This is a genomic window from Bordetella genomosp. 11 (genome assembly GCF_002261215.1).
Classification (GTDB): domain Bacteria; phylum Pseudomonadota; class Gammaproteobacteria; order Burkholderiales; family Burkholderiaceae_B; genus Bordetella_C.
Window position 1 is genome coordinate 3,860,160 of record NZ_NEVS01000004.1, and the last position, 23,618, is coordinate 3,883,777.

Annotated in this window: 16 protein-coding genes and 1 tRNA gene; 6 read left to right on the top strand and 11 right to left on the bottom strand. The window is 65.1% G+C overall.

Annotated elements, in window-relative coordinates; genetic code table 11:
* Nucleotides 1–71: 71 nt before the first annotated feature.
* Nucleotides 72–1,442, top strand: coding sequence for an aminotransferase-like domain-containing protein (locus CAL28_RS24990; RefSeq protein ID WP_094843826.1), 1,371 nt, complete (start codon nucleotides 72–74; stop codon nucleotides 1,440–1,442).
* Between the two features lie 39 nt (nucleotides 1,443–1,481).
* Here the strand turns inward: CAL28_RS24990 and CAL28_RS24995 are convergent, their stop codons facing one another.
* The 7 genes from CAL28_RS24995 to CAL28_RS25025 form a co-directional block, all read right to left on the bottom strand.
* The gene (locus CAL28_RS24995) at nucleotides 1,482–2,648 is read right to left on the bottom strand and encodes a tetratricopeptide repeat protein (protein WP_094843827.1); all 1,167 of its coding nucleotides are present in this window, start codon (nucleotides 2,646–2,648) and stop codon (nucleotides 1,482–1,484) included.
* Nucleotides 2,648–4,747: a tetratricopeptide repeat-containing sulfotransferase family protein gene (locus tag CAL28_RS25000; RefSeq protein ID WP_094843828.1), complete on the bottom strand. Its 2,100-nt coding sequence runs from the start codon at nucleotides 4,745–4,747 to the stop codon at nucleotides 2,648–2,650. The genes CAL28_RS24995 and CAL28_RS25000 overlap by 1 nt, the downstream gene beginning before the upstream one ends.
* A 23-nt stretch (nucleotides 4,748–4,770) precedes the next feature.
* The gene (locus CAL28_RS25005) at nucleotides 4,771–8,217 is read right to left on the bottom strand and encodes an autotransporter outer membrane beta-barrel domain-containing protein (RefSeq protein ID WP_094843829.1); all 3,447 of its coding nucleotides are present in this window, start codon (nucleotides 8,215–8,217) and stop codon (nucleotides 4,771–4,773) included.
* Between the two features lie 327 nt (nucleotides 8,218–8,544).
* The gene (locus CAL28_RS25010; protein WP_094843830.1) at nucleotides 8,545–8,913 is read right to left on the bottom strand and encodes a hypothetical protein; all 369 of its coding nucleotides are present in this window, start codon (nucleotides 8,911–8,913) and stop codon (nucleotides 8,545–8,547) included.
* Entirely contained in the window at nucleotides 8,910–9,245 is a 336-nt protein-coding gene (locus tag CAL28_RS25015; protein ID WP_094843831.1) for a hypothetical protein, read from the bottom strand. The genes CAL28_RS25010 and CAL28_RS25015 overlap by 4 nt, the downstream gene beginning before the upstream one ends.
* Nucleotides 9,246–9,306: 61 nt before the next feature.
* Nucleotides 9,307–10,914 (bottom strand): thiamine pyrophosphate-binding protein, encoded by a 1,608-nt coding sequence (locus CAL28_RS25020; RefSeq protein WP_094843832.1) that lies wholly within the window; start codon nucleotides 10,912–10,914, stop codon nucleotides 9,307–9,309.
* 278 nt (nucleotides 10,915–11,192) lie between these two features.
* Entirely contained in the window at nucleotides 11,193–12,161 is a 969-nt protein-coding gene (locus CAL28_RS25025; protein ID WP_094843833.1) for a LysR family transcriptional regulator, read from the bottom strand.
* A 116-nt stretch (nucleotides 12,162–12,277) separates the two neighbouring features.
* Between CAL28_RS25025 and CAL28_RS25030 the strand changes: the two genes are divergently transcribed.
* Entirely contained in the window at nucleotides 12,278–13,354 is a 1,077-nt protein-coding gene (locus tag CAL28_RS25030; protein ID WP_094843834.1) for a TauD/TfdA family dioxygenase, read from the top strand.
* A 50-nt stretch (nucleotides 13,355–13,404) separates the two neighbouring features.
* Nucleotides 13,405–14,412, top strand: coding sequence for a Bug family tripartite tricarboxylate transporter substrate binding protein (locus CAL28_RS25035; RefSeq protein ID WP_094843835.1), 1,008 nt, complete (start codon nucleotides 13,405–13,407; stop codon nucleotides 14,410–14,412).
* A gap of 67 nt (nucleotides 14,413–14,479) precedes the next feature.
* Here CAL28_RS25035 and CAL28_RS25040 read toward each other — a convergent pair whose 3' ends face one another.
* Both CAL28_RS25040 and CAL28_RS25045 read right to left on the bottom strand, forming a co-directional pair.
* Complete coding sequence (locus CAL28_RS25040; RefSeq protein ID WP_094843836.1) at nucleotides 14,480–16,369, bottom strand: CocE/NonD family hydrolase; 1,890 nt, start codon at nucleotides 16,367–16,369, stop codon at nucleotides 14,480–14,482.
* A complete protein-coding gene (locus CAL28_RS25045) occupies nucleotides 16,366–17,868 on the bottom strand; it encodes an ABC transporter substrate-binding protein (protein WP_254926224.1) in 1,503 nt (500 codons plus the stop codon). Before CAL28_RS25045 ends, CAL28_RS25040 begins: the two co-directional genes overlap by 4 nt.
* A gap of 357 nt (nucleotides 17,869–18,225) precedes the next feature.
* On the opposite strand from CAL28_RS25045, the gene CAL28_RS25050 reads away from it, so the two are divergent.
* Nucleotides 18,226–19,152 (top strand): LysR family transcriptional regulator, encoded by a 927-nt coding sequence (locus CAL28_RS25050; RefSeq protein WP_254926225.1) that lies wholly within the window; start codon nucleotides 18,226–18,228, stop codon nucleotides 19,150–19,152.
* Between the two features lie 42 nt (nucleotides 19,153–19,194).
* On the top strand, nucleotides 19,195–19,899 hold the full coding sequence (locus CAL28_RS25055; RefSeq protein WP_094843838.1) for a glutathione S-transferase family protein: 705 nt from the start codon (nucleotides 19,195–19,197) through the stop codon (nucleotides 19,897–19,899).
* A gap of 139 nt (nucleotides 19,900–20,038) precedes the next feature.
* On the opposite strand, the gene CAL28_RS25060 is transcribed toward CAL28_RS25055, so the two are convergent.
* Both CAL28_RS25060 and CAL28_RS25065 read right to left on the bottom strand, forming a co-directional pair.
* Nucleotides 20,039–20,129, bottom strand: a tRNA-Ser gene (locus CAL28_RS25060).
* Nucleotides 20,130–20,442: 313 nt separating this feature from the next.
* The gene (locus CAL28_RS25065; RefSeq protein WP_094843839.1) at nucleotides 20,443–21,036 is read right to left on the bottom strand and encodes a cysteine hydrolase family protein; all 594 of its coding nucleotides are present in this window, start codon (nucleotides 21,034–21,036) and stop codon (nucleotides 20,443–20,445) included.
* Between the two features lie 495 nt (nucleotides 21,037–21,531).
* Here CAL28_RS25065 and CAL28_RS25070 point away from each other — a divergent pair, with 495 nt between their 5' ends.
* Nucleotides 21,532–23,568, top strand: coding sequence for a YadA family autotransporter adhesin (locus tag CAL28_RS25070; protein WP_094843840.1), 2,037 nt, complete (start codon nucleotides 21,532–21,534; stop codon nucleotides 23,566–23,568).
* Nucleotides 23,569–23,618 lie beyond the last annotated feature (50 nt).

Sequence of the window (23,618 nt, forward strand, 5' to 3'; positions counted from 1 at the left end):
GCTACTCATGTCATCTTCCTTGTGCCACCATTGCGCCATCCGCCGTTCACATCGATCCGGAGCAACAAGAGATGAGCTATTCCACGCGCCATTGGATAGGGAAACTCGCTCGCAGCGAACGCCCCGTTTACCTCCTGCTGCCGGAACTGATCGAACAGGACATGGAGCAAGGCCGCCTGACATCGGGCGACCGCCTCCCCCCTTTGCGGGAACTGGCGGAAGCACTCAGCCTGGACTACACGACGGTGGCACGCGGCTACGCCGAAGCACGCAAACGCGGCCTGGTCGAATCGCATCCGGGCGCGGGCACCTACGTCAAAGGGGGTAATCCCTCGCTGGTTTCGCGCGGTGGAATCAGCGCGGAAATGAGCATGAATCTGCCTCCGGAGCCGCGATCGGCCGCCTTGCTGGCGCGGGTGCGCAAAAGCGCCTCCTCCATCTTCGACGCCGACGATTTCTATGGTTTGCTGCGCTATCAGGAATTCGGCGGCATGGCAGCGGATCGCGATGCGGGCGCGCGATGGCTGCGCCGTCAGCTGCCCGGCGTGAAAGGCGATCTGGTCCTGGTGTGTCCCGGCATACACAGCGTGCTGCTGGCATTGATCTCGCAATTGGTGCCGCACGGCGAATACCTCTGCGTGGAATCGCTGAGCTATCCCGGCATCAAGGCCATCGCGACACAACTCGGCGTGAAACTATTGCCGCTGCCGATGGACAGCGACGGCATACGCGCCGACGCCTTCGAGGAAGTCTGTAAATCCCTGCGCCCCAAAGCGCTCTACTGCAATCCGACGGTGCAGAATCCCACTGCGATCACGATTCCGGCGCGGCGCCGCGAAGCACTGGCCGACGTGGCGCAACGCTATAACGTGGCCATCATCGAAGACGATCCCTACGCCATGCTGCCGGCGCAGATGCCCGAGCCCTTGACCTTGCTCGCACCGGAGCTGTCCTACTACATCACAGGTTTCTCGAAGTGCCTGGGTGCGGGCATGCGAACCGCCTACGTCAAAGCGCCAGACACCCTGCGTCGCGAACGGCTGGCGGCGACGATGCGTGCCTTTACGGTGATGTCTTCGCCCATCACGAACGCGCTGGCGACCCGGTGGGTGAACGACGGCACGGCCGAAGCCATGCTGGAAGCCGTGCGCGCCGAATCCGCGGACCGCCAGGACCTCGCGCGCAACGTGCTTGACGGCATGTCCTACACCGCCGACCCGGACGGCTTTCATCTCTGGCTGGAACTCCCGTCCCACCTGTCGTCGGTGGGGTTCGCCAAAAGCATGAGGGACAAGGGCGTATGGGTCGTCGCGAGCGCGGCCTTCGCGACGGACGGCGATCCGCCGTCGGCGGCGCGGGTCTGCCTGGGTGGCGCGATGACCTGGTCCGAATGCTCCGCGGGTTTGAACGTCCTGCGCGACGGGCTCCTCACGGCCGCCTGAGCGGCCTTTCGTCCAGCAGTTCGGCGCGACTGGACGCCCCTATCGGGCTGGCCGGCCGCCGGGAAATGTCCGCGCGAGCGCCTGGGCGACATCGCGCAGCACCGCCGTCCAATCGCCGGGCGCCGGCTGCCGGAACAGGCGCAGCGACGGATACCACGGCGTATCGGTACGGTCCATCAACCAGCGCCAGTCCGGCAAGAAAGGCAGCATGACCCATGCGGGACGATTCAAGCCGCCCGCCAGGTGCACTGGCGACGAATCGATGGAGATCAGCAGATCGGCCAGCGCCAGGATGGCGGCGGTGTCCTCGAAGTCGTGGATCTCGTCGTCCAACGGCACGATACTCATGCCCGATGGCGGCGTCCTGGCCTGCCCGGCGGCCGGCCCCTTCTGGATGGCCAGATATGTGATGCCCGGCAAGGCCAGCGGCGCCAGGTCGGACAGGGCCAGCGAGCGGTTGGCGTCGTTCGGATGCGAGGGCCGGCCCGCCCACACCAGCGCCACCCACGGTCGCGGCAGGGCCGCCAGCCGGGCGCGCCACTTGGACACGCGAGCCGGATCCGGCGACAGATAAGGCGTTTCGCCAGGAAGATCCTGCAAACGCAGCCCCATCGCCATCGGCAGGGACATCAGCTCGCAATGCTGGTCGAACGGTGGCGGAAGATCTCCACGCGTGGAGATCGCGTCGTGGCCCGCGGCGCGCCGCGCAATGCCGAGCAGGTCGGGATGGATTTCCAGGACGATGCGCGCGGCGCTGCGCGCCTTGGCCCAGGCGACCATGCGGATGAATTGCAGCGTGTCGCCATAACCCTGCTCGTCGTGGATCAAAAGCGTCTGCCCGGCGATACGGCGGCCGTCCCACCGGGGCAGCGGCACCTTGCGTTCGATCGCGGCGGTATGCGCCAGGCTGTAGCGCCAGCGATACTCGCGCCATCCGCGCGCGAAATCGCCTTGCAGCAACAGCGTTTCGGCCAGATCGAAGCGCGCAGACAGATCGCCGGGCACGGCGCGGACCAGCATCTCCTGGATTGCCGCCGCCTCGGCGACACGGCCCAGGTGCTTGACGGCCTGCGCCAGCAGGCGCCACAGTTCGCTCGGCGCGCCCGCGGGATCGATTCCGGCCCGCAACAGGCCTTCGGCCTCCGCATACTGCCTGTCGTCCAGCAGCTTGCCGGCCTGGCGCGCCAGCTCCTCGGCATTCCGCATCACGTCGCCTCGACACCCAGTTCGGACAACAGGGGACCAAGATAATGGGCGTAGGCGCGCCAGCGGCCCTTGGCGTGCCGATAAATGGGCTGCCGCACCTCGTTCATGCTGGCGCCGCGCACGGGCCGCGGCGATCGGTGATACGCCAGGCAGGCGGGCTCCCAATGCAGGCCCAGGAACTCGACGAGCCGCCGGCTTTGCCCTTCCGGATCATCGACCAGCGCTTCGTAATCGACTTCGATGTAGCGGTCCGCCGGCAGTATCCGCCGCCAGCATGCCATCAAGGCATCGTAGGCCCGGTAGTAGCGCCCCAACTCCACCAGATCGCAGCTGTAGGCGTGCTCCGCGCCGAAGGGCTTGCTGAAGCAGGAAAGGCAGGTATCCACCGGATCGCGCCGGCAATGGATGATGCGGGCACGGGGAAGAATGCGCGCGATCAGCCCGGCATAGAGGAAGTTCGACGGTGTCCTGTCGATGACGCGGTCCTTTCCCATGGACAGGGCGGCAAGCCTTTTCACGCAGGCATCGCCAAGCGCGTCCAGCGCCGACGGGTCTGCTTGCGCCATGCCTTCGGGAAAGCCGGCAATGCGCGAGACCAGATCGCGCATCAGCGGCAACTCTCCCGCGCCATGCACCCGTGAGTGCGAGGCCAATATCTGCTCCACCAGCGTCGTGCCGGATCGCGGCATGCCCACGATGAAGACGGGCAGGTCACTGGCATTGCCGGCTTGCGCGGAAGCCGGCAATGCGGTGAAGGCATCCGCGATGCGCGTCATCCCGCCGGTCGCCACGCCGATGTCGAAATCGAAGCTGGCGCGCTTTTCGCGATTGGCCTCCACCAAATGCGCCCAGGCCTCTTTGGTGGCGCCGCAGTCCATGTAGGCCTTGCCCAGTGCGAAGCGCAGGGCGGTCCGGCGTGGGACGTCCCCCACGCGGTCTTCGCGCAACAGGGTTTCCATGGCGTCGATCGCCGGGTCGCCGCGCTCGAAGCGCGTCATATCGGCGCGCGCGCTCCACGCCTGCGCATTGTCGGGGTAGCACGCGAGCAGCCCATCCAGCACGGCGCGGGCCTCGCCGGCACGGCCCAGGATCATCAGCAGCCGCGCCCGATTCAGCCACGCCGCTTCTCGCGCGATACCGGGGAGCGACATCGCCCGATCGAACGAATCCAATGCTTCTTCGAAGCGATCCTGCGCCTGCTGCGCCTCGCCGAGCATGTTGTAGGCGTCGGCGTTCTGCGGCGCGGCAGCCACGGCCTGGCCGGCTGCCTCCAGCGCCGCCTGGAGCTGGCCGCATTGCAGCAGCAGCCTGGCCTTGGCAAGCAGCCCGCCTGCATGCAAGGGAGCGAAGGCGAGCAAGGCCTCGATCCAATGCAGGGCCTGGTCCGGGCGTTGCCGCGCGGCTTCGATGCCAGCCATGTTGATGTACGCGTCGGCCAGGCGGGGGTTGTAGTCGATGGCCAGCTGTGCGGCCTCGGCGGCTTCTGCGTATTCGCCCAGATCGCTCAGCAGGAAGGCAAGGTTGCTGTGCGCTTCCGCGTAAGCGGGGTGCAGCGCCAGGGCCTTGCCGTATTCGGCCCGCGCATCGGCCAGCCGGCCGGCGCGTTTGTAGGTATTGCCCAGATTGTTGTGGGCCTCGGGACTATCGGGCAGGATCGCAACGACGCGCTCCAGGCACGTCGCGCTTTCGTCGTAGCGTCCGCATTCCTGCAAGACAATGCCCAAATTGTTCCAGGCGGTGGGAAGCTCGGGCGCGAGCCGGGTGGCCTGGCGGCCCGCGGCCTCCGCCTCGGCCAGCAGGCCCTGCTGGCGGCACATTTCCGCCAGATTGCTGAAGTACACCGCCGGGGCGCGCGGCGCCTGGCAAGCCCCGCGCAGGTACTCAACGGCCAGCTCGAGTTTGCCGTAGGCGTGCGCGATCAGCCCCAGCAAATGCAGCGCGTCCGCCTGCCCCGGCCATGCCTCCAGCACCCGTCGGGCCAGCATCTCCGCCTGCGCCGCCTGGCCCGCATTCCAGTGTGCATAGGCCTGTTGCAGTACTTGCGTCAGGTCCGGTTGCGGTTCGGCGGCGGGTGGCGGCGCGGGGCGTTTGCGGGTCATCTCGGGTATGGCGGTGGGCGCGGTCAGAACCGGTAGCGCCCCTGCAGCTGGAAAGCCTGCGCCGAGACATTGCCGGTATCGAAAAGGCGATCGTAACTCGCCGTGATATCGACCGCCTTGCCCAGTGGCAGCGTCAGGCCCACGCCCGCCGTCAGCATGCCGCGCGACGGTGCCACGCCGGGCAGCGTGAAGCGCGTGCCGTCGCTGGCCGCGGCCGCGACGGTGCGGCTGGCGTCCAGGGTTTCATAGGCATAGCCCACCCGCGCCTCGACCAGTGCGGGCCGCGCCGCCCCCGTGGTGAAGGGCAGGCCCACGGCCAGCTGCGCGTACGGCTGCAGGCTGTTGATGTCCTGCGAGCCGACGTGCAGGTTCTGGCTGGTCGAACCGTTTTCGCCGAAGCTGTCGGCATGGAAGTACTGGTAGCGCAGGCCCACGCGCGGCGTGATCGTGAAGCGGCCCGTCGCCAGCGGCAGGCTGGCCTGCAGCCCGGCGGTGATCTCCTGGCCGTCCGTATCGCCCTTGGCGCTGCCCAGTCCCGCGAAGGAGCGCCGCGATTGCAGGAAGTCGTAGGCCGCGCCCACCGTGGCAGCCACGTCGACCGGCCCCAGCCGGCGGCTGCCATAGCCGGCCACGCGCACCGTGTCGATCTTGCCGCTGGCATCGTCCTCGGAGACATCGGTGTGGCTATAGCCGCCGGCGATACCCAGCGTCCAGTCGCCCACCTGGTGATCCAGCCCGGTCAGGAAACCGTAGTGGCTGTCCTTGTAGCTGGGCGCGTCGTCGTTGCCGCGCACATGCGCCGTATCCGAGACGATCTGCGCCCAGGCCTGGCGGCCGGGGCGTGCGCAGTCGGCCGCCGACGCGGCGTCCGCGCAGGCTTGTCCCAGGCGCGAGAGCAGCGTTTCGTTCACTCGCTGGCCTTCGCGGATGGCGGCCGAGCCCATGGCCCCGAAGATGGTGGCGTTGGTGGGCTTGACGACCACCGTGCCGCCGCCCGTGCCGCCACCGTTATCCGTACCGCCGTTATCGGTGCCCGCCGGCGACAGCGTCAGCGTGCTGCCATCGGCCAGCCTCTGCACGCTTTGCGCGAGTTCGGCCGGCGCGTTGCTGGTCACGCTGGAGAACTGGCCGCTCACGCTGGACGCATCGATGATGCGGTAGGACGCGGCGCTATAGGTGCCCGGCCCGTACAGCACGTTCAAGGTCCCGCCCAGCGTCGCCGTTCCGCCGACCTTCAGCTGCGAGGCCGCGGTGGGGCTGACATCGACGAACAAGGTGCCCGAGGGCGACTGCGTATAGTTGCCCGCGATGGTCAGCGTGCCGATGGATCCGCCCGGCCGCACCACACCGTTGTTGGTGACGCTGCCGCCGATCGTGCCGTGTCCGCGCAGGGTCCCGGCCGATCCCACGGCAACGTCGCCCAGGATGCTGGCGCCGGCGTGGTCGGCATCGCCGATCTCCAGCGTACCGGCATCGACCGTCGTGCCGCCGGAGTAGGTATTCGCGCCGTTCAGGATCAGCAGGCCGTTGCCCGTCTTGGCCAGCCCGCCGTTGCCCTGGAGCACCGAATCGATGGTGGCGTTGACGTTGTCGTCCACTTCGATGGCCGAGGCGGCGGCGGTCAGGTTGATCGGACTGCCCGTGACCCGGTAGCCGTCGGTGGAAAACTGCATGCCGCTGACCTTGATCGCGCCCAGGCTGTTGTCCACCGTGACGGTGCCGGCGGTGCCGCCGAATACCGGGCGCACATCGGCGGTATCGAGCTTGCCATTGCTGGTGCCATCGGTACTGGTCCAGTTCGTGCCGGTCGCCGTCCAGGTGCCGGAGCCGCCGGCGATGGTGCCGTCCGCGGCGGTGTTGGCGCCGTCCCAGTAATGATGCTGGGCATCGGGCGCCAGCGTGGCGACCAGGTTGCCGCCGACCGTGCTCAGCTGCGCGAGCAGGCCGTTGTTCACCGAGACGAATGCCGTGTTGCCGCTATAGGCGGCGCTGCCCGCCGCGCGCACGACGGAGTAGGTCTGTCCCGCGGCCAGGCTGCTTCCGCTCAGGCTGATGGCCGAGTTGCTGACCGACGCGCTGCCACTGACGTCCAGATACCCGTACGTCGTGGCGTTGGCCGCGTTGATCGCCAGGCCGCCGCCGGTCTGGGTGTAGTCGCCGTGCACGGTGATGGGATTGTTGATCTGCAGGGTCGCGCCGTTGTTGATCACGGCATAGCCGGCATTCACCCCGATGTCGTCGTTCAACAGCAGATTGCCGCTGGTGAAAACCAGGTTGGCCCCCGTGAGCTTGATGAAGCCTTTGTCGGTTTCGGCCAGGCCGCCGCTCAGGCCGGTCAGCGTACCGATGGCCGTGCCGCTGCCGCCCGCGATCGTCAGGTCCTGCGTGCTGGCGGACGTGATGTCGCCGGCGATAAGACCGCTGTTGGCGATCGGCCCGATCGTGCTGATGTTATCGACCTCGATGGCGTTGTACAGGCCGGTGATGGTGCCGCTGTTCGTGACGGAACCGACGCTACCGCCCACCTGGGCCAGGATGCCGGCATAGGGACCGGAGGGGTTGCCGATGATCGTGCCGCCCGCGCCGCCAGAGATCAGGCCGGAGTTGTCGATCGCCTGGATGGTACCGGCCACCGCGGCCACGCCGGAGAGGCTGCCCGAGATCGTGCCGGTATTCGTCAGGCTGCCCACGGTACTCGTATTGAGCGCGAGGACGCCAAACATGCCGTTCACCAGACCGCTGTTGTCGACGCTTCCTATACCGCCGCCGTTCTGGGAGACGACTGCGAATCCGACGTTGGAAACATTGGTCTGGGAACCCAGGATGGTCCCGCTGTTGGCCAGGGTGCTTATCGTGCCGCCATTGTTGTCCACCCCCGCGATCCCGCTGCCAGCCGAGCTGGTACCCGCAATAAACCCCAGATTGTTCAACCGCACGATAGTACCGGCGTTGCTTACGCCCACACCGGTACCCGTGATGTATCCGTTGGCCGAGTTGATCATGGAGCGGATCGAACCGGTGGAAGTGTTCTGGACGCCCATCGTTGTCCAGGCACTCCCAGTCCCCACCACGGCGCCATTGTTCTTCAGCGAGTCGATCTTGCCCAGGTTCTGGATACCCAGATCCACGCCCACGATGGTACCGAAGTTGGACAGCTCCCGGCCGGATAGGGTGTTGTTAGCCTGGATGGCGAAGGACGCGCCCGAAATGGTTCCCGTTGCCATGACGGAAAAATCGCCGCCAGTCCACTCATAGCATCCCGTCGACGAATTCACGATGGTGCCCGTCCCCGCCGTGGTGCAGGGAACGGCCGCTGCGATGCCGGGAAGCAGGCTTGCCGCCAGCAGCGAGCCGGTCAGAATCTGCAAAGGTCCCGTCTGCCGCAAGGCCATGCCGGCCTTCGGCATGGCGCCATGTCGAAATGAGTGATTGCCTTGCTTGCCCTGCTTCTGCTTGTGCTTCTTCTTCACGGCCTTTTACTCCGCGTCGCGCTCCCCGCGACGTCATGTTTTGCGTGGACAGCAGGCCAATGCTCGTGCGCGCAACGCGCGGGACAAGGGCCCAGGCTGCATGGGGAGGGCAGAAGGTACCGTGCGTCATCGATCTTTAATTTGTGCAAAAACACCGGAAAACGCGGTGTTTTCGTCAGGGGCGCGCAATATTTCGATTTATTGCTCTGCGCTAGCGAAGAAATGCACGGGCGGATTCATCCGCGCTTCGCCGATACCGGAAGCGACGGTTCGCCAACGCCCGGAAGCCGAGACACGCCCCTTGCCTTGGTCGTGGCGCGGGCGTTCCTACATTTGCGAGATGTCGAGACCCATCTTCTTCTGCGCCGCCAGCCGCATCTCGCGCACCAGCCATTTCTGTTTATCGTCCGGGATGAAGAAGCCGCCGATTCCGGATGAAAAAAGCAGATCGAAGACTCGTTCCGTAACCTGGCTCAACTCCTGCTCCAGGTCCGCGTCGGCCTGCGGCCTCGGAGGCACCATGATGACGATGGTATCCAATACCTGCTCGATGATCTCGATCTTAAGATCCGGGCCGGGCGTGTAGCCGAACGCTTCGCAAACGAGCCTGACCGGGTCAGCAAGCAACCGCGCGCGATAGTCTGGGTCGGTGGCGATACGTTCATAATTCTTTTCGACGAAGTCGGTATTGCTCATGGCTGACTCTCCACCGTTCGGGCAGCATTGCGCAGGGCGAGCAGCTTGAACTTGGCCTCCACGGGAACGAGCCAGATGAAAAGGCCCTGGCTGGACCAGAGATCCATCTGGTTAAGCGGTGTCGAAGGCACTGGCGATTGGAGCCCGCGAGCGGGCGGAATGGTGAAGTAGACCCTGTCTCGACGCTGCAGCACCACCTTGACCTTGACGCCAGCCGGTACCGCTACGCCCATGGCTTTGAGCGCCTCGATTGGATCGTTCTCCACCTGGTAGGCGAATTGATCGTCCGTCCAGACTCGCTTTGTCAGCTCTCGCTCAAAATCGCCAGACATGGCCGTCTCCTGTATGTTGCCCGGATTGAAATGCCGCGGGAGACGCGGCTCCGCCGCAAGCTCAGGGCTCGCGATCGATGATCAGGAAGCTCGGGCCGGCATGCGCGAGCGCACGGGAAAGAACGCCGCCCACGACATCAAGGCTCGAGATCCGCTCGGTGCGCGCGCCGAAACCCTCGGCGATTTTTTGCATGTCCACATTCGGGTCACTGAAATCCAGGCCGACGAAATGCGTGGTCTCGAAGGTCGTCCTCATCTCGTTGCACCACAGATCCTTCAGCAGGCGATATTCGTGGTTCACGAAGCAGACAAAGACACAAGGAATGGCGTATTTCGCCGCGGTCCAAAGGGCGTGGATCGAGTACATGCTGCCACCATCGCCGACGAAGCATACGGCGGGCTTTCCCGTCGCGAGTCCGATCCCAACGCCGAGCGGCATCGCCCAACCCAACCCGCCGCCGCGAGGCGAGAAATGGACATTGCGGAATCCCAGCGCCGTTGCCATCTCCTGCACGATCGCATCCTCGGAAGACCCCTCCGTGATGACGTGGGTCATGCGGTCGAGATGGCGCAACACCGAGAGAATAAGCGCATTGCTCGCGTGCGCTCCGGAAGCGGGATACTTGGCGTCCAGGGCAGCCTCGTCGATCGCCCGCACGGCAGCCGCCTTTGCCTCGCCGCCCAGCGCTGCCGCGAGCGCATTCAGCGTTGCATGGATATCGCCAAGTACGGCGATATCGCACGGGAAGTCGAACCCCAGCTGGCCGGCCGCGGGCGCGAGCTGGATAACCCGCAGCTCGGGCGGCAGCGCCGAAAGACCATCATAGGTAAAACTGTCGACCTTCTCGCCGATCAGCAGCATCGTGTGATAGCGGCTCAAGGCTTCATTGATCCTGCGCGTCGTCGGAGGAAGTTGGCCGCGGAAGTTGGGATGCAGCGGATCGACCGTGCCTTGCACATGGAAGGGAGCAGCGTAGATGTCCGCCCCGAGCGCACTGGCGATGCGGCTGACGGCGTCGATGCCATGCGCCGCCCCCACTGCATAGTCGGTGACGATGACGAGCTTGCCCGCGGGAACGCCCTTGAGAACGCCGGCAAGCTCGCCGATGCCGCACGGCACCGCATCCTCGATGATCCGGGTCCTCTTGAAGGTGGTGCAGCCGGTTTCCTCCAGCATGAAGTTCATGGGAATGGAGAGAAACACGGGGCCGGCGGGCTGGAGCCGCGCCTGCAAATAGCAGCGCTGCAAGGCGACGGCAAGGTCGTCCGTGCGCGTCACCTCGTAGGCATACTTGGTGGCGGTCCCGGCGAGCGTGGTGTTGGGCGCGCCGAGTACGGGATTATGGATGAGAAAACGGGAATCCTGCTGGCCATTGATAACCAGAAGCGGGACGCCGGACATGAGCGCGTTGCGCATGTTGAACATACCGTTGGCGAGACCCGGATAGGTGTGCAGGCTGACAACGGACGGCGCACCCGTGATCAGGGCATAGCCGACGGCAATACCCACGGCGCTGGATTCGTGGAGGGCCAGGACGTAGGTCGCCTTCGATGCCGCCACGGCCGCGAGGAAGGACGTTTCCGTTGTGCCGGGATTGCCGAACACGAACGGAATGCTATAGGTCTCAAGAAAATCCTGGATGAGCTCACCACCTGTCCGGTTTCCCATGGCTCCTCCGATCAGAACGGACGCTCTCGGTTAGCGCCCCAGGGGCTGGCGCCGGTGTGGCTCTCGTCGCGGAATTGCCGCGTCGAGGCATCCGACGCATGCGTCATATTCCGCACGCCCCTTCCATGCTGCAATCGCAATCCCGCAAGCACTTTGACCCACGTCAAAGACTCGTCGTTTGACATGCCTTCGATAAACCGCGTGATAGGCCGAATCAATGAAGCGTCGCCAAGTGGGCGAACACGGTCAAAGAAAGTCGGCGTCTTGATCGATCGCCGCTACGGCGCGCAGAAAGCGTTCATCTGCTCCACCCCAAAGGCGATCTCTACCTGGGCGTGGGGTTTCATCCTTTCAACCGCGTGGGTCATCGATTCCAATAGCGCGGCTGCGGATGGCGATAGCGTCCTCCCCTTCTTCTTCACTACGTAGAGGTTTCGCTTCAGGACCGGCTGGATCAATGGCTTGAAGCACAGGCCAGCCGACACCAATGGTTGCGCGGCCAGCGCCGGCAATGCCGCGTAGCCCATGCCCCGATTGAGCAAGGGGAACAGCGACGACATCGAGCCCACCTCGTAGCCCGGCTCCTTGAAACGCCTGGCGATCCTGGGATGGAGATCGATCAGCGCACGAATGCCGTTCGAAGGATGGAGCCCTACCATCGTGTGGCCCGCCAGGCGCGACCAGGGTATCGACCCGTGTTCGAGCGCCAAGGGGTGCCGTGGCTCGAACACCGCGCCATACAGGTCCGTCAGGATCTTCGCCGTATCCAGCAGGGGCTCCGGCCGGAACAGTGTGGTGACGCCAAAGTCGGCCTCGCCCGAAAGGACCAATCGGCATACGCCTTCCGTCGTCTCTTCGCGCATCCTTACGGTAATTCCGGGATAAGTGCCGGCCATCTCTATTACCGCCGGCGACATGACGTAGTTGATGAAGGAAGCCGCCGCGGCCACGACCGCGGAGCCCCGCTGCCGGGTGGCGGCCATCCGCATCTCTTCGAGCGACTCCTGCAGATCGCGCAACATCCGTTCTGCGGCGGGAAGGAACTGCTCCCCTTGCATCGTCAGCTGCACGGCCCGGGTGGAGCGGTCGAACAGCCTCAGGCCGATCTCGCTCTCCAACGCCTTGACCGAGGTAGTCAGCGTGGACTGCGTCACATGCAACTTCTCTGACGCGCGTGTGAAGCTGCCTTCGCGCGCTACCGCTGCAAAGGCGCGCAGCTGCTTGAGCGTGATATTGGCGAGATGCATTTATTCAACGATACGATAGGTCGATAAATATTATTCGATGGCATCTATTCTTCTGTGTTCTTAGACTTATATCGACAAATACCAGCCCTGACAAGACTTGGATACAGGAGACAGCAATGCAGGCAACGACCCCCACGCCGGCGGGAGATCCCCCGCGCCGTATCGACGGCGCCAGTGCCTGGCTCGGTCCCCAAATGGCCTCCGACGGCCAATGGATCGAACACCTTTCGGAAGCGGAAGTGGCCGAGGTGCACCAGGCAATCGCCCGGCACAAGGCTTCGGGGCGCGCATTCGGCGACATCGACGTCGCGAGTTTCTCGCTGCCTACGCTGGGCCCAAGGCTGAAGCGCATGCTGCGGGACGTCATCGACGGCCGAGGCTTCGTCCTTATCCGCGGATTTCCCGTCGAACGCTACTCGACGGAGGAAGCCGCCATTGCCTACCTGGGCATGGGTGCCTGGTTCGGCAGCTTTCGCTCCCAGAACGCCGCCGGCCATCTGTTGGGACATGTCCGCGACACCGGCGCGGACATCAACAAGCCGCAGACCCGCTACTACCAAACCAACCGGCAACTCGAATACCACACGGATTCATGCGACATCGTCGGATTGCTATGCCTGAAGACGTCGCGGTCCGGCGGTGAGAGCCGCATCGTCAGCTCGGTGTCGCTGTACAACGCAATGATGGAACAACGTCCCGACCTCGCGGCCGAGCTGTTCCACCCCTTCCCGACCGATCGCCGCGGCGAAGTGCCCGACGGTGCCAAGCCCTGGTTCGATGTTCCGGTCTTCAACTGGTGCGACGGCAAGCTGACCACGATCTATGTCGGCCAATACATACGCAGCGCGCAGGCCCTCTTCCCTGAAGCGCGCCGTTTGACGGACAAGGAGCTGGAAGCCTTGGCCCTGCTCGACGAGCTCGCCAACGACCCTCGATTCTGCCTGCAGATGGAGTTTCTGCCGGGCGACATGCAGTTTCTGCACAATCATCAGATCCTTCACTCCCGCACGGATTACGAGGATTGGCCTGAACCGGAAAGGAAGCGGCACCTGCTTCGCCTGTGGCTGGCGCCCGAGGAGGGGCGCACACTGCCACCGTCATTCGCGGCGCGGTACGGATCGCTGACACCCGGTGCCCGTGGGGGCATCATCGTCAAGGGGACGACATTGAAGTTCGAGCTGGAGCCTGCATAGCGCCGCGCCTACACACACAACAACGTTTCGACAAGAACGGGGAGACAGACATGAAGCGACGTGACTTCCTTGCAGGAAGCAGCCTGGGGATCCTTTCGGCGGGAATCTTTGGCAGCAGCCCGGCCGCACTTGCCGCCGTGGACTCGAGCGGCCAAAGCTGGCCGACACAGCCTATCAAGATCATCAACGCCTACCCGCCCGGCGGTATCGTCGATATCCTGGCCCGACTGATAGGGGCCGAGCTGACGCGCGATTTCGGGCAGCCGGTGATCGTGGAAGACAAGCCGGGCGCCGGCGGCAACATCGGTACCGCCTACGTGGCGCGTGCCGCCGGCGATCCCTACACACTGCTGCTGGGCGCAAGCGGGCCGCTGGCGATCAACGTGTCGCTGTATAAGAACCTGCCCTACGATCCACGCAAGGACTTCACACCCATCACCTTGCTCGCCGCGACGCCGCTTGTGCTTGTGACCGGCACAAAATCGGGTATCACGTCCGTGGACCAGTTGATGGCTCAGCTGCGCGCCAGCGAGAAGCCGCCCTTTTACGGCTCCGCGGGCACCGGAACACCGCAGCATCTGGCCGGAGAGATGCTCAAGCAGAAAGCGCACGTGCAGGCGACGCACGTCGCCTACAAGGGTGGCGCGCCGGCCGTCGTGGCCGTGATCGGCGGTGAAGTGCTGTACGCGTTCGAGAATCTGGCGCTGGTGCTGCCTCATATCCAGGCCGGACGAATGAAGGCTCTGGCCGTCACCAGTCCGGGCCGCACGGCGCAACTACCGGACGTCCCGACAATGTCCGAGCGCGCCGTCCCGGGATTCGAGGCCCGCGGCTGGTACGGCCTGCTGGCGCCCGCGGGCATTCCTCAGGCGGCCGCCACGCGCCTGACCGATGCCACCATCCAGGCCGCTGCCCGGCCCAATGTGCGGCGGGTGATCGAGTCATTCGGTTCGGACAATGTGTCGAACGGACCGGCGAAGTTTTCGGAGCTGATCGCGTCGGATATCGCCAAGTGGCGGGACATCATTGCCGCGGGGGGCATCAAGCTGGAAGGGTAGAAGGCCCCGCCACCGACAGCGCGATGCCAAGTCCCGATCGATGACAGTCGCCGTCGTCCCACCCAGATTACGCCAGCGGCCGCAACCGCTCCGGATCCGCCATCGGCAGCACAATGGAAGACGGATACTCCGGTGACAGATGCAAGGTGTTCACCGCCACGCGCATCACGCGCCCATCCGCGGCGCTTTCACCGGTATTCGGATTGACGTCGTACTTCGGGAAATTGCTGCTGGCGATATCCAGCCGGATACGGTGCCCTTGCTTGAATAGATTGCAGGTCGCGAAGGGTTCGATCGTGATCGAATACACCTTGCCCGCCTGCAACGGTGCGGCCTTCTCCCAGGAAGCATGGAAGCGACAGCGGAAGATCCCATCCGTTATGTTCAGCGCATAGCCTTCCGGATAGTCCTCGCCGGGCGGATACACGTCGATCAGCTTCGCGGTGAAATCCGTATCCGGCGCGTCGGAGGACACAGCCAGCCGTACGACGATCGGGCCTATCACGGCGCAATCCCGTTCCAGCGGCGGCGTCTGGAACACCACGACGTCATCGCGCGCGGCCAGCGGCATGCCGGGTTGTGTGCACCCAAAGAACCGCTCGTCCTCGCGCTGGTCGAATCCTCCGCCGGAAAACACCGGCTCGCCAGAGGTCAACGAGCCGCCGATGGTAGGCACGGGGCGGCGCGGATCCGCGGCGTAGGAGATATGCGCACCGGGCGTGGCCGGTGCGTCCGGTGACAGGCGACCGTCCGCATGCAGATAGAAGCTCGTGTCGGTCGCTTCCGGCACGGGCCAACCCGAGGCGACGACCCAGCGTCCGCCGTGGTCGAAGCGGCCCGATGCCAGGCGACGTCCGCTGCCGCCGCCCATCAGGAATAGGCGGGCCACCGGGTCGGTCGCGGACGCCGTGCCGGCATCGCCCCGCGCACCCTTCAGCCATCGGTCGAACCACCCCAGCCGGAACGCCAGCCAATGTTCGGCGATGTGGCCATCCAGCATGGCGGCAGCGCCAAAATCGGCGTCCCCCGAATAAGGCGTGTTGCGGTCGCCATGCAGCCAGGGTCCCATGATCAGCCGAACCGGCGCGCGCCGGCCACGCGTCAGGCCTTCGTAGTTCTCCATGGTCGTCCGCACATAGGCGTCGTACCAGCTGGACATCAGCACAATCGGGATATCGGGAATCGCGTCGTAGTAGCCCTGGGCATAAATCCCGACGCGGCGCCACGACTCATCGAACGTATCCGCGCGCCATTGCTCGAAAAGGTAATCCTCATACTCCGGCACGAACTTTATCGGCGAGTGGCCGGGCCGCCACGGCATGCGCTTGAACCATTCCCGGATGTCCTGGCGGTCCAGCGCGGCGGCGATCAGCGGGTCGCGCTGCGCCGCGGGGCTGAGCCTGGCCTGCTTGAATGCCCAGGTCGCCTGCTTCAACTCGAAGGCGCCGGACTGGCGAATGCCGCATTGGTAGCCGTTGGAGAATCCCCCCGAGTCCAGCACCATGCAGGCCAGGCCAGGCGGATTCAGGCACGCGGCGGCCATCTGCGTATGGGCCGCATACGACAGGCCCATCGTGCCCACCTTGCCGTCGCACCACGGCTGACGCACGATCCAGCTGAACGTGTCGTAGCCATCCTCGCCATCCGACAGATATTTGACGAAATGGCCTTCGGAACCGTAGCGGCCGCGGCAGTCCTGGAAAATCACGGCGTAGCCATGCGCGGCGAAATAGCGCGCCACTTCCGAACGAGGCACGCCCTGACGGCCGCCGATGCGTTCCGATCGCGAGACCTCGGCCTTGCCGTACGGCGTGCGTTCAAGGATGACAGGCAGTGGCCCGTCGACGCCGACCTCGTATCCCGGAGGCAGATGGATATCGGTTGCCAGCCGCACGCCGTCGCGCATCGGCACCATGACGTCACGCAGTATCCGTGGCTCTGCGGTGTCCGCTCTCATTGCTTTGCCTCTTCGATATATTGGGCCGACGTGCGTTCCAGCTTGTTGGCATGGAAGACGATGCCCTTGCGCGCGGCCCACTGCACCACCGGGAAATAGAGCGGGACAATCGCAACGTCGTTGAAGGCCGTTTCGGCGGCCTGCCGCAACAGGGCATTGCGTTGCGCGGGATCGAACTGCGACGAGGCCTGGTCCAGCAGGCGATCGAACTCGGGGTTGGAATAGCGCGAGCGGTTGAAAGCCCCTGTACCCTTGGCGGCATCGTAAGTGGCCAGCACATTGGTCAAACCGTTGGCGGAATCGCTGGTGCTGTTGCCGTAGGAAAAAATGAAAGCGCTGTAGCTTTGCTTCGCGGCGGCCCCCGCGTAGACGTTATAGGGCTGGGTGACCACACCGTTGATCCGCAGCCCGCCGTGCGCGAGCATCTGTCCCACGGTCTGGCCGATCTCGCTATCGCCGAAGAAACGGTCGTTCGAGGTATGGATGGTCAGGCCGAACCCCTGCGGATAACCGGCCGCGGCCAGCAAGGCCTTGGCGCCGGCCGGATCGTACTTCGGCGCGGGCAGCTTGGGGCTGTAGCCGCCCAACCCTTCCGGCACCATCTGCCCGGCCGGCACCCCCGCCCCGCTAAGCAGGCGGGCAGTAATGGGCTCGCGCATGATCAACGCGGAGATCGCCCGGCGTACGCGTACGTCCTTCAGCGGATTGGCATCCATGGGCTTGCCGGCGCTGTCGGTGATGAACGGGCTGCGGTCGCGCGCCGAATCCAGCGCCAGATAGATCAGGCGGGCCGACGGAGAAGAAAACACCTTCAGGGCCGGATTGGCCGCCAGCTTGGCCGCATCGTTCGGAGGCACGCTATCGATCAGGTCGACGGTCCCCGCCAGCAAGGCGGCCACCCTGCTGGCGCCGTTGCTGATAAAGCGGATCGTCAGGCGCTCGAAATCCGGCTTCCTGCCCCAGTAATGGTCGTTGCGCTCCAGCTCCAGGCGATCGCCGCGCTGCCAGGAGCGGAACTTGTACGGCCCCGTGCCGATGGCGGCCGTGCCGTTGTTGAAGTCCTCGCTCTTGTGGCCTTGCGCGGCGTGCTTGGCCACGATGTACACCAGCCCTATCTGCTCCATGAAATCCGGCACCGGACCCTTGGTTTGAAAACGGATGGTCGAGCCGTCGACGATGTGCATGCTTCCGATGCTGCGCACCGCGCCCGTAAACGGCGCGGGGCTGTTCGGGATATCGCCGGCACGCTGCATGGAGAACACGACATCCTCCGGTGTCAGCGGCGTGCCGTCATGGAACATCACCCCCGGGCGCAGTTTCACTTCCCAGATGTCCGGCGCCGTGGCTTTCCAGGAGACGGCCAGGCCCGGCCGGAGCTGCATGTTCTCGTCGGTGGAGACCAACCGTTCGTAGATGTTTTCCGCCGCCGCCTGGTTGTTGCCCGTGCGGGAGAACAGCGGATCCATGGACGACGGTTCGGCCGCCTCGGCAATGGTCAACGGCCGCGCCGACGCCGAAACCGGGAGGCCCGCGGCGCAGTATCCCAAGGCCAAGGCCAGGACAACCGCCGCACGCCCCCTGGCGTTGCGGATGATGGGGCGACGAGGCGGTCCGACGCAGGCGTCTGATCGCGACAGCGGACTCGATTTGGGCATTTGTCGATATCTCCCTGTGCTTCGCTACGGCGCGCGCCTTGCGCGCTCACGCGCGGCATCCGCCGGCGGCATGCGCATCTTGCGATCATCCCCCGCCACCGGCAACGCTATGCTTAGGCCGCATGCGCCTATGCGCTTTGCGGGAATTTAAGTGTTTACCCTGACCGCGCGACAGCACCGGACCTTTTGCATTCTTACGCCATGACGATGAACTACAAGCAGCTGGAAGCCTTCCGCGCCTTCATGGCCGCCGGTTCGACCATCGAAGCCGCCGACAGGATGGGCCTGTCACAATCCGCCGTCAGCCGCCTGCTCAGCCAGTTCGAGGCCGATCTTGGCATTGCGCTGTTCGTGCGCCGCAAGGGCCGCCTGCATCCGACCGCCGAGGCCGAGTACCTGCTGCCGGACGTGGAACAGATGATGGCCGGCGCGGCGGGATTTCAACGCCACGTGAATCAGCTGAGACTGGGCGGCACGCGCCGCACGCTGCTGCGCATTCAATTGCCGACCACCGTCGCCCACCTGATCATGCCGCAGGTCGCCCGCCGCTTCATGTCCGACCACCCGGATGCCGTCCTGGAAGTTTTTGCGGGCGCCTACGAACAGGGCGAAATCTCGGTGCTGGGCCGCGAGGCCGATGTCTCGTTCCTGCGCCTGCCGGCGCAGCATAGCGGCCTGGCGACCGTGCCCTTGATGTCGACCGAAGCCGTATGCATACTGCCGCGCGGCCACCGCCTGCTGGCGCTACCCCAAATCACGGCCGCCGACCTGGACGACGTGGATATGGTCCTGCTAGGCCGCCAACGTCCCCTGCGCGACGACATCGATCACGTCTTCCGCCAGGCGCGTGCGCGCCCACGCGTACGCGCCGAGGTGCACTCGGTGGAGATGGCGTGCAGGTTCGTCGCGCAAGGGCTGGGCGTATCCATTGTCAACGGCCTGCTCGCCAGCCTGGACCACAACCCCGGCATCGAGCGCCGGCCCTTCCGTCCCGCCATGGAATACCGGCTCGGCATCGCCACGCTGCAGGGGCAGGAACCGCATCCCCTGGTACCGGCATTGACGGCGCACATCGTCGAGGCGATCAGGGAAGCCGCGGCGCCAGAGGTGTATCGTTTACTGGGCTAGCATAGCCGCGAGGCGCAGGTCCGAATCCGGATGGAGACCACCATGCTCACACTCTATTCCTACCCCGAGCTGTTCGGCGTCGCCGACAACAACCCATTCGGCCTGAAGGTATATGCCTTTCTGCGCCTGGCCGGCCTGCCCTTCAACCATCAACACATTTTCGACAGCCGACAGGCGCCGCACGGCCAGCTGCCGTACATCGATGACGACGGCACCACCGTCGGCGACAGCAGCGCCATCGTCGCACACTTGATAGACCGGCACGGCCTCTCCATCGACAGCGCGCTAAGTTCGTCGCAACACACCCAGGCATTCTGCGTGAACCGCATCCTGGACGATCTCTATTGGTCCATGTCTTATTCACGCTGGAAAGACGACCGCTACTGGCCCGACTTCCGAGATGCCGTGCTGCGTACGCATGCGAACGTCACCGCGGAAGACATGGACGCCGCGCGCGCCTACAACTTCGAACGCTACCGCTACCAGGGCATAGGACGCTACGCACCCGAAGAAGCCTACCGCCGCGGCCTGGACGACCTGCGCGCCATCGCGGCAATGATGGATACCAGCCCTTTCTTCTTCGGTGCCACGCCCACAAGCGTAGACGCGAGCATCTACGGCTTCGTCGCCAACATCCTGTTCTATCCGATCGACACGCCGCTACGTGCGTACGTCGTATCTCAGCCGGGGCTCGTCCAGCACTGCGAGGCCATTCACAAGCGCGTTATGGGGATGAACTCGGGCTGATCGAACGTTCGGAATCCGGCGCGCTGTCATGCCCCTCTACGTGGATATCCATATCGATATGCACGTTTCTCGGCTTGCGGCATAGAAAGACACCAGGTAGCCAAAAATTCGCTAAGTTATAGATTTTTATGGAATTTATTGGCGGACAGAGGGGGATTCGAACCCCCGATACGCTTTTGACGTATACACGCTTTCCAGGCGTGCGCCTTCAACCGCTCGGCCACCTGTCCTGATCCGGTACTGCTGCGGGCTTTGCCAGCCCGTTTGTCTTGCATGCCGCTTGTCCACCGCTCGACGCAACCATCGCCAGACGATGCTTGCCCCGGGGCTTTAATGCCTCCCCGGCGCGCGGATTGGGGCCAATTGCAACTACGGGCCCGCCAAACGGCAATCCGCGATTCTAGCAGAATTTTATGTATCCAGTCTTGGCCACCCTGCCCGCCCAAACCGGGCCGCCCGGCCAGGACCCGGCAACCGTTCGCGCGAGAACCGGCTCTGGACAGCCACCCACGTCGCCGCGTCCATTGACCATCCCTCCCGCCATCAAGGCTGGGCGAACACCACACTCTCGCTGGACTCCACCTTGCAGAAGCGCGCGATGCTCTGCATGGAATTCGCGTGTTCCTGCTCGCTATGGGCCGCGCACAGGTCCTCCAGCACAATCATTTCGTAATCGCGATCATGCCCGTCCCGCACGGTCGCCTGCACCACCGCCTGCGTGGAAACCCCGGAACAATAGATCCGCTGCACATTCCGCGTACGCAGCTGGACTTCCAGCGTGGTGGAGTAGAACGGGCTCACGCGATGCTTGACGACCTGCAGATCGCCCGGCTTCTGTTCAAGGTCGGGATGGATCTCGGTGCCCCAGCCGCCCAGCTTGAACAGCCCATGCTGCGCGGCAGCCGCGAATATCGGCGACCCGGGCGGGCATTCCGGATAGCCCTCGGAAAAGCCGACCCGCACGAACCCCACCGCAATACCCGCCGCGCGTGCCTTGGCGATCGCCTTGGCCGTCCGAGCGACAAGATTCCGTTCGCGAACCTGCTCGCCCATCGGCGTCTTGCCGTTCGGGCCGTCCGCATGGACCAGGTCGTTCTGCATATCCAGTACGAGAAAAATGGACGAGGGTTGCCGCATAGTGTTTTCCCAGAATTGTTGAAGACTCAAACGCAACGGATGCCGCCATGGACACCCCATCCCGCACGGCATCGAACACGGTTGACGGCGCGGGAAGCGTGCCTGCTTGGACAAATGATAGATCGCCGCGTTCGCCCCTACGAGCCGCAACGGCGGCAGCTTTTTTTGAATTATTGGCGCGGCCGCTGGAATCTTTTCAACGATAAATCAACAGACCGGGGATATTCCGCTCACACCCGCTGCAAATGACACACATAACTCGATTATCAGCCGGCCACCCCTGCCACTGGATGTTCGCGCAGGCGTCTTGACCGGCCGCGGCGCGGCAGCCGGCCGCGCCGCTTCTCCCAGCCACTGAAAGCGCCGAGCCGCCCCAGATCCACCGGGCGAGCCGGTCTCGTTGTCTTCACAGGACCGATTACGTGTTAGCCGCGTAGGGGCGCGCTTGCGCCCGTGTTTCCCCGACCCCGCCGTATACCCCAGACGGAGAGTGAGATGGCAAGAGAACAACGTTCCCCCGCAAAGAAACAAGCCGGCACCGCAAGCCAGGACGCGAAGCGCCGACGCATCTTCCCGGCGTTACGCCGTGCCCATCGGCTGCTCGGCATCACCTCCCTGACGCTATGGGCGGCACCCGGCGAAGCCTCCACGTTCCTCGGCGGGGCCACGACATCGTCGCCGGTAACCATCGGCATCGGTGCCGATGATCCATCCTGCAGCACCACCACGGGCTCGAATGCCTGGGGCGCGATCGCCGTCGGCTGCGGCGCCAACGCCAACATCACCGATCCAACGGATTTCCTGCCGGGACTCGGACTCAATGGCGGTATCGCCGTGGGCAACGGTACCAGCACGACCGGGGCCAACGACATCGCGATCGGCAGCAGCACGCAAGCCCACAGCGACAGCGCGATCGCCATTGGCGTGGGTACCGTCGCCGGCGTCGCGGGCACGAATGTCAACAACCCGACCGCTATCGGCGTCGATACCACCGCCACCGGCACCAATTCCATCGCCGTGGGCACCACCGCGCGGGCCAGCGGCAGCAGCGCGGTCGCGGTGGGTCCCTGGTCCAACGCCGGCCCGGCGAATACGGTCGCGGTGGGCCCCCAGACGACGGCGGCCGGCATCGAGTCCACGGCAATCGGCTATCTTGCCCTGGTGCCGTCCGGCAGCGGGGTTGCCATCGGCAGCCGGACAATCGCCGAGGGAGGCTACGCGGTGGCTTTGGGCAGTGGCGCCGCCGCACGCTCCACCGGCACGGCCAATGGTTCGCCCATCGCCATAGGGTCGAACGCCAATGCGACCGGCGTGTATGGTTCCCCCAATCCCATCGATCCGGGAGGCTCGACATTCGAGGCCGTCGCGATCGGCAACGCCGCGACGGCGACAGGCCAGATCGGCACGGCGCTGGGCTGGACCAGCGCCGCGACAGGCCTCTGGTCCACCGCTGTTGGCGGCGCGGCCGCGGCCACGGCGGACAGGGCGACGGCGGTGGGTGTAGGCGCACAGGCCAGCGCGCCCGACGCCCTGGCCCTGGGCTACGATGCCGCCGCCACGCAGTCCGGTAGTGTCGCGCTAGGCCCGGGCGCCCGGACTGCGGTCGGCGCACGCACCGCATACGTCGCCTACGCGCTGGCGGCGCCGCAAACCTCGGCAGGCGAGGTGTCCGTGGGCAACCCAGGGGCGCAGCGGCAGATCACCAATGTCGCGGCCGGCGCCGCGCCCACTGATGCAGTCAACGTCAGCCAGCTGAACCAGATCGCGCAGAACACGGCCGGCTCGTTGGGCGGGGGTGCCTCGTACGATGCGGCCACGGGCGCGTACACCGGGCCGGGCTACCCTATCGGCGGACAAACATACAACACCGTCGGCGATGCCTTGGCGGCACAGAACGCGATCGTATCGACGCAGGGCAATAGCGTGGCCACTTATCTGGGCGGCGGCGTCACGTATAACGTGGCCACAGGCGCGCTGGCCGGCGGCTTCATCATCAACGGCAACAGCTACGCGACGCTGACGGACGCCATCGGCGAGTCCCGGCACATCGTCAACAACCTGGTGCAGGGAACGGCCGGGCTGGTCCAGCAGCAGGACGCGACGGCGCCTATCACGGTAGGCGGCAATACCGGCGGCACGACGGTGGACATGTCCGGCACGGCGGGCAACCGGCGCGTCACCGGGGTGGCCGATGGCGTCGCCCCCAGCGATGCCGCCACCATCAATCAACTCGATACCGTCACGCAGCGCGTCAACGGCCAGTATGCCCGGCTGAACAACCGCATCCATGGCGTTCAAAGCCGCGCCAACGGCGGTATCGCCGCCGCGATGGCGATGGCCGCTTTGCCGCAGGCCTATTTGCCCAGCAAAAGCATGGTCAGTCTGGGCGGTGCCACGTGGAACGGGGAAAGCGGCTATGCGCTCGGGCTTTCCACCGTTTCGGATAACGGTTCGTGGGTATTGAAGCTGTCAGGCGCCACCTCGTCGCGCGGCGACTACGGCGGCGCCGTGGGTGTCGGCTACCAATGGTAGGCCAGGCGCTTCGGATCCAACACATCGAATGACAGGCCGACGCGACGCGC